The organism is Zunongwangia pacifica, assembly GCF_023499215.1.
Classification (GTDB): domain Bacteria; phylum Bacteroidota; class Bacteroidia; order Flavobacteriales; family Flavobacteriaceae; genus Zunongwangia; species Zunongwangia pacifica.
Map to the genome: position 1 here is coordinate 1 of NZ_JAKHSK010000064.1, position 12,202 is coordinate 12,202.

Consider the following 12,202-nt stretch of genomic DNA (forward strand, 5'->3'; position numbering starts at 1 on the left):
CTAACAAATATTACCTCCTAAAAACAGACTAATCCCCATATATACTTAATCGGCAAAGAACCGGTTTAGTCAACAGTGCGTTCATGTTAGGCCGTTCCGGCCACACGAACGCTTAGTTATTGTAGCCAGTTATTTAATAATTTTCTTTTCTCCGTTTTTATCAAAACTCTCAATGTGAGGCTCTCCGTCCTCATCTAAATATATTTGTAATCTTGGTTTGTTGTTTTTGTCCATTAAAAAAAGTCCTACATTTTCAGAGTATGTTCTACCGATAAACAATCTTTGTGGTGCTAAATTTTCTGGATTATTGTAGAACTTGTCGTATTCTTTCTCTCTAAAAATAGAATCCTTAATTTTCCGAATATTGTTCAATTCCGAAATGATTACATCGGATTGTTTTTCGGATCGTTCTTGTAATAAAAGGCCATAACGTTTTTTCCATTTTCCATTTTCCAAATATTCATCTTTCCTTAATGTCATAATCTGGTCGTTTTTTCGCTGGTCGAAAGTCAAAAGTTGGTAGCTATCAGTACTGTCGATTCCATATGTCAAACCACCAATTTCATCTCCGTCTTCATTAAAAAAAAGCAATCCAGCAACATTTCTTTCGGTTTGTTCAGAATCTATTGGCTTACCGTTTATTGTTGCTAATGCTTGTTTTTCAGGATTACTTAGAACAACATATTTATTTCCATCCTTTCCAACAATGTTAAGTCTTTCGGTAGTAATTTCAGGAATTATTTCATTCTCTTTATATTCCTGTTTTTTGTCACTTGAAATTAATAGGTAAGTGATTATTCCTATTAAAAGTATCAGGTTGATTAGTGGTAGCTTTTTCATCTTGTCATAATTGTGTACAACGGTCTTGTATAACAATCAGTTGCGGATTGATTAAAACTAAGATAGCTAAAATTACCGACTTTTATGCTTGCGCGGTTGTGTCCGCAGGACACAAAGCCGCAATTGTTGTTATAGGGTGTTGCCAGTAGTTTTTTCCATTTTCGCAATCATATACGCAAAGAAGATTTTTTCTATATCTTTTAAATTCGGTAATTCTTTGTCCTCAACTAAATACTCAAAGATTGAGTTACAGTAAAAATTTAAATATTTTCCAAACTCAAAATCAGAGCGATTAGATGCGTTGATTAACATTCCATTTGCTAATAATATTGAGTTCCGAAGAATATTATTCTTTTTGAATTCAACCATTCTTTCGTTTTTCACTATTCTTAAAGCGTCCCAATATCCTTCATCAGCTCTTGGATGAACGAAAGATGAACCTAAATCATAGCCTAAACTGTATAGAAAAGAAAAGTCGATTTCCTTTGCAAAGTTTTCTATTTTAGGCTCAATCCATTGGTTTTTTTTCTTTTTCAGAGCTTGATATTTTTTTACTTGTTCTTTAGTATCTACTAAATATTCTTTGGTTTTTGGATTGTTAAATTCCGAGTTACTTCTCATTTTATTCCTCGACTCAAATGTTTTAATAAAAGACCAATCTTTAAATGCTTGATAAGAATTGGTTTTATGTAAATATTCGAGATAAAAATATCTTTCAATTAAAAGTCTGTATAGAGCCATTGCTTCTCCTTCTTGTTCTTCTTTTAATAAAAGAGAAATGCTGTTAATCAGAGAATGTGATTTAGCTATAAAATTTCTTAAGATTTGATTTTTTGTATCTAAACTACTTTGGTCAAATGTCAAAATAACAAATTTGGTGAACCGTTTATAAGATTCAGTTAACTCTAAAAGTTCATTATTTTTTTCATTTGTCATCGGTTTTGTCAAATTACTGGCAACATACGCATAACACAACAAGTTGTGTTATCTCCATTTTAGTTAAAACACTAATCTAGTGGATTTTTTATTGTTTTAAAAGTATTTGTAGCCACGTGCTTATAAATTTCTGTGGTTTTTGTGGATTGATGAACCAGTATAACTTGTATTTGTCTTCAGGACAACGGCGATAATTATCGGGGAGGCTTCTGTGACGAAACCAATCCACATCTACCTTTTCATTACCGGGGTTTATAGGCCTGTTGGTTAAGAAACGATTATAATTGATTCCGGGACCACAATAACAATAAAAGCCTTCAAATTCATTGATTTTGAAGGCTTTTTGATTTGATCTAATCCGAAAAAATCCCTCATTTTTTTCCTACCAAACGATTCCCCAAATACATACTGGGAAAAATCCCAAGAATAGAAACCATCCAAAATAGCATTGGATTCTTTGTGCTATACCATAACCAAATAATAATTAAGGTGATAAAGGCACTTACCCAAATAATATTCTGCGTTTTCTTACTGATAAAAGCGATGACCAACCCGCCTATAAAACAGCTAAAAAGGTTAGCACTTAATTTTAAAAGAAGTAAATACCACTCGTGAATGTTTAGACTGGTTTTGCCAAATAATGCAGTGGATTCCGGATATACTTGACTTTCCAGCAATGCGAAGGCAATGGAAAGAAAAACAATTGTAAAAAATCCACTCGCTATGGCTAAACTATTTTTCCATTTTATATTTTTTATTATTAGTTACGATTTACACTATAAATATTGATTTTTTCATCTTTTCCGGTAATGGCTATATTGCTGAAGCACTTGAATTGGAATATTTTTTTGTCGTTGATATTTTCATAGAAATTTTCAGAAATCAAAAGAGCAGTATGGTACGTTTTGCAAAGTGACTGTATTCTGGCAGCGGTATTTAGAACATCGCCGTGATAAACGATTTCCGTTTTTAGTTCCCCCACGGTGGACATTACGATCCTGCCTTCATTGATGGATGCTTTAAAAAAAGGAGTAGTATGGTATTTTTGCCAGAAATCCTCTTTCTTTTCCTGCAATCTTTGCTGAAATGAAAAAAATAAATCTAAACATAGGTCCCTATTCGTATGCTTATTGATTTTCCAGGTGATCACAGCTTCATCGCCCACATACTGGTATACGCTGGCATTGCTTTTAAGTAGTAAGGGCGTAAGCTCTCTAAAGCAGTCCTGTAGTAAAGAACTGTAAGCAATATGGCCTATTCTTTCCGCTATGGTAGTGGAAGAAGCTAAATCTAAAAACATAAAAATCCTGTTTTCTTCCCGGGGTCTATAGTATTTCCCACTTATAAGGTTGAAAAAGTAACCTGGGCCTAAATTTTTTCGCATTAATAGGAAAAAATCAGTTAGAAAATTGATAATTACAGCGTATAGGAATAAGCTTCTTAAAATGCTATTTGGGTTGGAATAGCTTAAATGAAAATCATCAAGTCCGCTATACAATAAGCTGATAAGAATTTCAGCGGTTTTAAAACAGACTAAAAAAGATACGCTCCTCGCAATGATGTTTTTGGTAAAAGAAGGGGTCTGGATAATTTTAGGATAAACATATAAATGTATAATGCTTAAAAGCGATCCCAACAAAAGGCCGTATGCCAGGGCAACACTATAGATATTCTTATTAAAAAATACGTGTTTATCATACCATTCGGTTATAAAAGCATCATTGCCACCTCCAAATTTTAAATAAGCAAAAAGAAGGAGCGCCAGCATCCAACTACATACAATGATAGCAATTTCGGTTACTTTATACTTGTTGATATACATCGTTGTACCAGATTATCCTATTCGTTTCGTTTTTTCTTTAAGCCGTATGGGCATCCCCTTAATTTTTCGAGGTGACCAAATTATTGATGGCCTTTGCATTGTGATTTTTCCCTTTAAATTTTAGAGCCACTTTATCAAAAGCAGCATAAACTACCGGTACCACAATCAGGGTGAGCAGCAGTGAACTGATAAGTCCGCCAATGATTACCCAGGCCAATCCGTTGTTCAATTCAGCACCGGCACCACTGGCCAGTGCAATAGGAATCATCCCAATCACCATTGCGATGGTGGTCATTAAAATAGGGCGTAAGCGGGCGTGATTGGCATTTACAAGAGCCGTAAAAGTATCTTGCCCTTCGGCTTTCTGATGATTGGTGAAATCGACCAGAAGAATGGCATTTTTTGCCACTAATCCAATCAGCATAATAATTCCCAAAATGGTAAATATGTTCAGCGCATTATTAGTAAGTGCCAAAGCCCAAAGCGCGCCAATAAAGGAAAGCGGAATGGAAAATAGTACCACCAATGGATAGAGGTAACTGTCATATAACACCACCAGAATAAGATAGACCAGTATAATAGCGGCTAATAATGCGACGAGTAAAGTGCCGAAGCTATCGGACTGGTTTTCCATATCGCCACCCCAGATATAACTGACGCCATTGTCTCGCGGAATTTTGGCAAAAGCTTCTTCCCATTCGGCTGCAATATCGCCGGAAGGTCTTCCTGCCGCTTGTGCAGAAATAGTCACTGCGGCACTTTTATCCCGACGTTCCAGAAAACTAGGTCCGGTACCTTCAGTAATAGTCGAAAATTGGGAGAGTTGTACCCTTTTGCCTTCAGCATTCACAAAAGAAATATCGCGCACATCCTGAATTGACAACCGATGCCCTGCATTATATTTAATGTTAATATCATACTCATAAGCCCCGGCGCGGAATTTCCCATCGGTGTTGCCGTTAAAAGCGGTTTGCATAGCCATTCCCACATCCTGCAATCCAATCCCTAAAGCCGCCATTTTATCCCGGTCTATGGAAACCTGTACTTCAGGATTCCCTTTTTCTGCACTGCTTTTTATTTGAGTAGCTCCCGGAACTTTGGCTAAAGAATCCAGCGCTTTTTTAGAAAATTCTAAAGCATCTGCATAATTGGGAGCAGTAATGGTCAGGGATATCGGGGCGTCATCAGCGCCTCCTACAATACTTACCGTAGCGGTTTTAATTTTCACCCCAACCAGTGCTTGTTGTAATTCCCGTTTCACCTGGGCGGCAAATACGGTGGTTTTATCTTTCCGCTCAGCTTTATCGACTAAGGCTACCGTAATTTCAGATTTAAAAGGAGTTTCCTGAGTGCCGACAGTCCCGTCACTACTTTGCCCCACAGTAGTGACTAAGCGGTTAACTTCAGGATGTAGACTCAGGATTCTTTCTGCTTTTTGAGTGGCCAGATTCGTGGTTTCCAAAGAAGCATCTTTGTTGAGTTCCAGTTGTACCACAAACTGTCCGCGATCTACCGGAGGAAGAAATTCACCACCAATAAAGCCTGTTACCAACAGCGAACACGATCCTATAAATAATACCATCACAATCAGGGTGATTTTCGCTTTGTGAATCAGCGACCATTTTAATAAACCACTTACCAAATGGGTGAATTTATCCAGTCCTTTTTCAAAGCCTAAAATGATTCTTTCAAAGAAATTTTTACCCGTGATCTTTCCTAGTTTGCCGAATCGGGAAGAAAGCCAGGGAACAATCGTGAAGGAAGAAAGCAAAGAAAATAAGGTAGCCAGGATAACGGTAACACAAAATTGGGCAATTAAATCGGAAACCAACCCCGTACTCATCGCGATGGGAAGAAATACCACCACAATAACCAGGGTAATGGCTGAAACGGTAAACCCGATTTCTATCATTCCGTCATAAGCGGCCTGCACCCGGTTTTTTCCCATTTCCATATGGCGGTAAATGTTTTCCAGTACCACAATGGCATCATCTACCAAAATACCCACCACCAGCGAAAGGCCTAATAAACTCATTAGGTTGAGCGTATATCCCAAGAGGTACATCCCGATAAACGTAGCGATAAGCGATGCGGGAATGGAAACCATTACAATAAAAGCGTTACGTATGGTGTGTAGGAAAAACAGCATTACCACGGCGACCAATACCACTGCTAAAATCAAATCGTGCATTACCGCATCAGAGGCTTGTAAGGTAAATTCACTGCTATCATCTACAACGGGCAATTTCACCTGATTGCCGGCATACTGCGCCTCCATTTGGTGTAAACTGCGGTGAATGGCTTCGCTCACTTCTACAGCATTGGCATCTGACTGTTTCATCACCTGCATTATAATGGCATCTTTGCCATTTACCCGGGCAATTTTATTGACCTCCTGTTGGGTATCCCTTACTTCAGCGATATCGCGTACCCGAACCTGAATTCCATCGGTAGAACTCACCACTAAATTGCGTAGTTCCTCCACATTTTCATACTTACCCGATAAACGGATGAGCACCCGATTGTGTCGGGTCTTTAAATTTCCGGTAGGATAATCAATATTGGAGCTCAAAATAATGCTGACCACCTGGGGCAAGGTCAGGTTGAAGCCTTTTACTTTTTCAGGATCAATATTCACCTGTATTTCCCTTTCAGAACCTCCAATCACAGTAACCTGGCCTACGCCTTTGGTGCTGGAAAGCACCGGTTTTATCTTTTTATCCAGTAAATCGTAGAATTCGGTTTCTTCCATATTGGCAGTGGCACCAATGGTGATAATCGGCAAATCGCTAAGCGAAAATTTACTAAGCGAAGGTGGGTCTACATCTTCCGGTAAGTCTTTTTCAATCGCATTGATTTTACGCTGCGCATCATTCAAAGATTCATTCTCATCGGCATCCGAAGTCAGGGTTAAACTTACGGTGGAAAGCCCTTCGAAAGATTTCGATTCTATTTTTTTGACATTTTCTACCGAAGAAATGGCATCTTCGATTTTCTTGGTCACCGAGTTTTCCACTTCGCTGGAAGAAGCTCCGGGATATGGAGTGGAAATGGTAATTAAATTGAGGCTGAATTTTGGTAACAATTCATAGCCCAACCTACTGTAGCTATAAAGTCCGCCTAAAATAAGAATGGTGAAAAGAACCACTACAATCGTGGGGCGTTTGATAGGTATTGCTGCTAATTTCATATCTTTTTTATTGAATGATTTGTATAGCAGATTGATCTTCTAAATTGATCTGTCCGCTGGTCACGACCACATCGCCAAGCTGTAAACCGTCAAGAATTTCTACCTGATTATTGAAGTTTTTTCCTGTGCGTACTTTTTGCAGGTGCACTTTGTTGTTCTTTACCACAAAAACCTCACTTTCGCCCAAACCTTCCGTAAAGGCATTGCGGGAAATGACGCTTATCGGCAGTAATTCTTCAGAAGAGAAATTAAAAATGGCCGTGGCGTACATTCCGGCTTTTAAAGGATGATTTTGGCTGTTTTGTAAGGTAATTTCTACCGGAAAATTAAGGGAACCATCTGCTTTTGCGGCCACAAAAGATACGTTGCCGGTAAATGTGGTATCGGGATAAACGTTTAATTGAATCTGCGCTTGCTGCCCTGAATGAATATTAGAAACCTGTAGTTCCGGGACGCTTACCAGAAGTTTTAAAGTAGTGATATCTACAATTTCAAAAAGAGATGTACCTGTATTTACAACAGCTCCAGTTTCTACGAATTTTTTATTGATCACACCGTTTATCGAAGCCTTAATGCGGGTATCCTCCATATCCAAATTGGCATTTTCCAAGCTTGATTTCGCGTTGTCCAACTGCAATTGCATTTGCTCCAATTGCTCCCGGGTTACTCCGCCTGTCTGGTACGCCCGTTGGTAACGTTCGTAATTTTCCAAGGCATTTTGGTAGTTGGCATTGGCATTTTGATAGGATACCTTGGCCTGATCTTTTTTGAGATAAGCGAGGGTTTGTCCTTTGCGTACTTGGTCGCCTTCTTTGACCATAATTTTTAAAATGGTGCCTGAAGTTTCCGGGGTGACGATGAGTTCCTGTTCTGGTTTAAACGTTCCGTTACTCCTGTAGCTGAGTTGCGGGGTGATGCGTTTTACCGTATCGACTTTAACGCTAATGGCAGCGTTCTTTTGAGTAATCAAAGCGGTTTCTTGCTGATTTTGTGCTTTGTTGGAAAGAAGGACGTATATCGCCCCACCAAGGACTATTACGCCAATGATGATACTGTATATTATTTTTTTCATTTTCTGCTTATTTTAAGAGGGTGTGTAATTCGCCTTTTGATTTTAAATAGTCTAGTTGTGCCAGGCGATAATCGAGTACCGCCTTGTTATAATTATTTTGTGCTTCAATCAGGGAAGTTTCCGCATCCAAGACATCGGTCAACGGAGCGAGCCCGTTCGTGTAGTTATTCTGAATATCTTCTACCACTTCTTTCGCCAGCACTACATTTTGCTGCTGATTTTCTATGGTAATCTCACTAGTTCTGATTTGATTTTTCGCGTTTTCGAAATCTGCCCGAAGCGATAGTTCTTTATCTTCTATGTCCAGTTGAAGGGTTTCCACATCTAACTGCGCCTGTCTTACCTTAGCGCGTGTTTTCAACCCTGAAAAAATGGGGATGTGCAGGTTAAGGGTGATGCTGGAATAATCCGTCCAGTACACCTGCTGGCTTTCATTCTTTCCAATGGGGAAGGTATCGCCTAAACCCTGGTAATGATATTGAGCACTAAGACCAAGCGTAGGATAATTGGCCGCCTTGCTTTCCTGTAACGCATAGTTGCGTAACTCTTTCTCTTTCGTCAGCGATTGATAGGAGTTAAGTGAACTGACGTTAAAAGTTTCTTTTTCAATTTGAGGTAGGAGGGGAGAGGACTCTTCTGTTAAAATAATCATCATCTCCATAGGTAAACCGGTTAAAAACTTGAGGGTGTTTTTACTGATTTGAATGGAATTCTGAAGTTCTTGTTGCTGCGCCTGAAGGTTAGCTACTCTTACCTGAATACGCTTTACATCTATTCCCTTAGCTAGTCCGTTTTCAAATTGACTTTTGATGATTTGCTGAATCTTTACGGTATTTTGATACGTGGTATCTACCGCAGTTAGATTGGCTTGTAAAATGAGGGTATGGTAATATTGTGAAGCTACTTTTTCGATTACATTTTCTTCGGTAAGTTGTAGATTGATTTGGTAAAACTCCCGACTGGATCTTGCCGCTTTCAATCCGATAAAAACCGATTGATCAAATAATTTCTGAGTTAAATTAATTCCTCCATCGGCATTCCATTTTTGTCCTAAGGGTGCCATTACTACGGTGCCGGGTTCTCCAAGAATTTCACCCGGTAAGGCGGTTTCCTGAAGAATCGGATTATTAATCAGGTTGCCATCCAATGCGACGGTAGGCAATATTTCGGCCTTTTTTTCCTGAATTTGATATTCGCTTTTAGAAATAGCTAACTGTGCTTTTTTGACTTCTGCCTTATGGCTGAGCGCATAGTTCAGTGCTTCTTTCAAAGATAACTCCTTTGATTCCTGAGCATTTGCGATCAGAAAATTATTCAGGAGAACTCCCAAAAGGAGCAGTGATTTTTTATATTCTTTCATACGTGTTGATTAACCCGACTGTTCGGTATGTTTGTATTTAAAAAAAATAGAGGTAAGATTAATTAGTAGCGCATCTTTAAAACCGACCATTCGGTCTGTGTTAGGTTAAATTTTTTTAGGTTTTTATACTCTTATAAAGACTTTCCCAAACCGTTTTCACTTCATCAATAAGCTCGGCCGAGCTGCTGATCATTACCATATGCAAGGCGATGCCATCACTGCTATATACAAACTGTTTAGCTAAATTTTCTGAAGAAAGTATGGTTTTAATTTCGTCGTTAGCCCTTGCTTTTTCAATTACTTTTTCCCAGGCTTTTACTTCTGCTTTAATCCTTTTTTGTTGTTGTTCTCTAACTTCCGGCAATAGTCGGAGGGCATCAAACAGTATGTAATATATATTGTTAGGAAAATCCCCCTCAAAAGTTTCCTGGTACCAGCTACGGATCATTTTGTCCCGTTTTTTGTGAATATCCAAATTGGCCTGATAAAAAGACTTTAACGAATCGGAGGGGAGCGTTTCATAATCCAAATGAAGCATTTGTTTGAAATAAACGTCTATCACTTCTTTAAAAACCTCTTCTTTACTACTGAAATAATGATAAAAAGCTCCTTTTGAAAAGCCGGAACTCTTTACAATTTCGTTCATCGTTACTTCTTTAAAACCTTTTTGCAAAAAAAGAAGTAATGAAATTTTTAATATCTGTCCTTTAGAGTCTTTCATAAAACCGAACGTTTGGTATGCAAATGTAGGAAGAATTTTTTTACGGCCAATAAAAAGCTGAAATTTTTATGCTTTATAGAGATAATTTTTGCATATAATGTATGTAAGCATACGAAAACGTGTTCTCTATTTGATAAATCCATTTTGGCTTCAATGATAATTCGAGGCTAAAAAAAGATGTATGATGAGATAGGTATAATGGGAGATTATATTTTCCAAAGTGACAATAAAGCGGCCATTACCCAAAATTACTTGTTTAAGCACTGGGAAATAAGTGATTTATTTTTTTTAAGCCGTCAGTATATTCTACAAAAGTTTTAAATCTTCTATTAGTTGATTTGATTCCCCACGGTGTCGCCTTACGCCTTTAGCGCTTCATTTAACTAGGTAAAAATTTTAGGAACCATAAAGAAATAGTCAACCGTTTTTTGACGTTGATTTTAGATGGAAAAAATATATACGAACCTGAGTTCGATATAAAAGTTTTTGCAGGCCTGCCTGCCGTCAGGCAGGCATTTTGGAGCATTGCGTGAATTTTCAGGGAAAATTTATATCGAAATGCTACCAAAATCGAAACTTCGGTACAACGTCTTTTGCAAAGATTTCACTCAGTCTCCGAAATTTTCTTAGATCGAACTCAGGTTACTAATGTTATCCTTAATTTAGTGCCCGTAAAAGATGGACGTAGGGTAGAACAGTTATAATTTTTGCATACCATCCACGTTAATGAACTGTTCTGCGGAACAGTAGAAAAAATTAAAAAAATCTAATACTATAGAATGAGTTATTGCACGATTATAACAACAATGCCCGAGCCCAGAAAAAGCTTGCATAAAGAATACCACGATAAGCATTATGGATTCCCAATACACAATGATGACGAGTTGTTTGGCAGGTTGTTAATGGAAATTAATCAAGCCGGACTAAGTTGGGAAACCATTTTAAAAAAGGAGGATAATTTTCGCAAAGCCTACGATCGTTTTTCCATTGAAAAAGTAGCTGCCTATACCGAGAAAGACCGGCAGCGCTTGCTTGCCGATGCGGGGATTATCCGGAATAAGCTTAAAGTAAATGCCGCTATTGTGAATGCACAGGCGATTGTGCAACTACAAAAGGAGTTTGGCTCGTTTGAAAAGTGGTTGCAACACCACCATCCCAAAACCCTACAGGAATGGATGAAGCTGTTTAAAAAAACCTTCAAATTCACCGGAGGTGAAATTGTCAACGAGTTTTTAATGAGCATCGGGTATTTGCCGGGAGCGCACGATAAAGACTGCGAGGTGTACCCACAGGTATTAAAAGAGAACCCAATGTGGAAGCAACAAGAAGAATAAACGGATATCTAGGAAATTATAGATCATTGTTTAGAAGTTGGTAATCATTTTGATCCCGAGCGGTATTTAGAATTCGATCACCAGGATGCCGTATTGGCCGACCCTCGGTGGGTAGAAAATTAATAAACGACATAGGAATTAAAACCAGTGGTTGAATTCCTTGATGAAAAAGCCAAATCAACCGGTATTCAACTCATTTCCGATGCGGGCTTTTTAGAGGCTATGATGTATTGGTTGGTTGTTGTATGAGTTTCTTTATCAGGGATATTTTGAAAAAGTAGGGGAGTTATTTGCCAATGGTAAAATTATTGCCGCAAACAACAGTAACAGTATGAAAGATAAAAATGGTGTGGCTAAACAATCGGGGTAAGAACATTGTAACAGATACTCCTGAATCTGCTGTCAAACTTATAGTAAACTACGCAACCCATCATGATATGTCAAAAAACGGAAAATTTTATGATCCTTATGGAGTGTTGCCTTGCTGATTTTGGTTTTTGAGGTGTATTTTAGAGTTGATAGAAAAGTAAATTATAATGACTGTTTAAGCTATTACAGAGTAGATATGAAGATTTTACCCGTAAGAGTAAGTAGTAATTAATGATAGCTTTTAAAAAATTATGATTAATTTTATTAGTGTAATATTTTCATTTAGAATATTATAAATTTATTGCAGCATTTAATGATGCATAAAACTATATCAGTATTGCTTAAAGATAGTTGTACTAAAATTTATAAAACAATAGGAATTTCAGTCTTTAATAAAACAAACTTCTGAACTTTTATTATGGAGTTTGGTTTTGGTGCTATGAAATGATTTAAACTTTTTTTAAAAATAAAAAAGGGTTGCAGATATTTGTGTTGCGAAACATACAATTATCAAAACCAACCCTTTATGTACTCTGTACTTGACAAAGATACAATAGA

9 protein-coding genes are annotated in these 12,202 nt (G+C 37.7%); 2 read left to right on the forward strand and 7 right to left on the reverse strand.

The genetic code is table 11. The features are described 5' to 3' along the window. Positions 1-129: 129 nt before the first annotated feature. From L1967_RS21555 to L1967_RS21585, 7 genes are all read right to left on the reverse strand, one after another. Positions 130-840: a hypothetical protein gene (locus L1967_RS21555; RefSeq protein WP_249603563.1), complete on the reverse strand. Its 711-nt coding sequence runs from the start codon at positions 838-840 to the stop codon at positions 130-132. Between the two features lie 129 nt (positions 841-969). After that, positions 970-1,776 (reverse strand): DUF5677 domain-containing protein, encoded by an 807-nt coding sequence (locus L1967_RS21560; protein WP_249603564.1) that lies wholly within the window; start codon positions 1,774-1,776, stop codon positions 970-972. A 760-nt stretch (positions 1,777-2,536) separates the two neighbouring features. Then, positions 2,537-3,598: an adenylate/guanylate cyclase domain-containing protein gene (locus L1967_RS21565; protein WP_249603565.1), complete on the reverse strand. Its 1,062-nt coding sequence runs from the start codon at positions 3,596-3,598 to the stop codon at positions 2,537-2,539. Between the two features lie 58 nt (positions 3,599-3,656). After that, complete coding sequence (locus tag L1967_RS21570) at positions 3,657-6,788, reverse strand: efflux RND transporter permease subunit (protein WP_249603566.1); 3,132 nt, start codon at positions 6,786-6,788, stop codon at positions 3,657-3,659. Positions 6,789-6,795: 7 nt separating this feature from the next. Then, positions 6,796-7,860: an efflux RND transporter periplasmic adaptor subunit gene (locus L1967_RS21575; protein WP_249603567.1), complete on the reverse strand. Its 1,065-nt coding sequence runs from the start codon at positions 7,858-7,860 to the stop codon at positions 6,796-6,798. A gap of 7 nt (positions 7,861-7,867) precedes the next feature. Beyond that, a complete protein-coding gene (locus tag L1967_RS21580) occupies positions 7,868-9,220 on the reverse strand; it encodes a TolC family protein (protein ID WP_249603568.1) in 1,353 nt (450 codons plus the stop codon). Between the two features lie 115 nt (positions 9,221-9,335). Continuing rightward, on the reverse strand, positions 9,336-9,941 hold the full coding sequence (locus L1967_RS21585) for a TetR/AcrR family transcriptional regulator (RefSeq protein WP_249603569.1): 606 nt from the start codon (positions 9,939-9,941) through the stop codon (positions 9,336-9,338). A gap of 779 nt (positions 9,942-10,720) precedes the next feature. On the opposite strand from L1967_RS21585, the gene L1967_RS21590 reads away from it, so the two are divergent. Then, complete coding sequence (locus L1967_RS21590) at positions 10,721-11,275, forward strand: DNA-3-methyladenine glycosylase I (RefSeq protein WP_249603570.1); 555 nt, start codon at positions 10,721-10,723, stop codon at positions 11,273-11,275. A gap of 241 nt (positions 11,276-11,516) precedes the next feature. Then, complete coding sequence (locus L1967_RS22340) at positions 11,517-11,645, forward strand: hypothetical protein (protein WP_262917480.1); 129 nt, start codon at positions 11,517-11,519, stop codon at positions 11,643-11,645. Positions 11,646-12,202: the final 557 nt, after the last annotated feature.

Coding starts and splice junctions, on each gene's coding strand:
- L1967_RS21555 (WP_249603563.1), bottom strand. CDS start 840: ATGAAAAAGCTACCACTAATCAACCTGATACTTTTAATAGGAATAATC.
- L1967_RS21560 (WP_249603564.1), bottom strand. CDS start 1,776: ATGACAAATGAAAAAAATAATGAACTTTTAGAGTTAACTGAATCTTAT.
- L1967_RS21565 (WP_249603565.1), bottom strand. CDS start 3,598: ATGTATATCAACAAGTATAAAGTAACCGAAATTGCTATCATTGTATGT.
- L1967_RS21570 (WP_249603566.1), bottom strand. CDS start 6,788: ATGAAATTAGCAGCAATACCTATCAAACGCCCCACGATTGTAGTGGTT.
- L1967_RS21575 (WP_249603567.1), bottom strand. CDS start 7,860: ATGAAAAAAATAATATACAGTATCATCATTGGCGTAATAGTCCTTGGT.
- L1967_RS21580 (WP_249603568.1), bottom strand. CDS start 9,220: ATGAAAGAATATAAAAAATCACTGCTCCTTTTGGGAGTTCTCCTGAAT.
- L1967_RS21585 (WP_249603569.1), bottom strand. CDS start 9,941: ATGAAAGACTCTAAAGGACAGATATTAAAAATTTCATTACTTCTTTTT.
- L1967_RS21590 (WP_249603570.1), top strand. CDS start 10,721: ATGAGTTATTGCACGATTATAACAACAATGCCCGAGCCCAGAAAAAGC.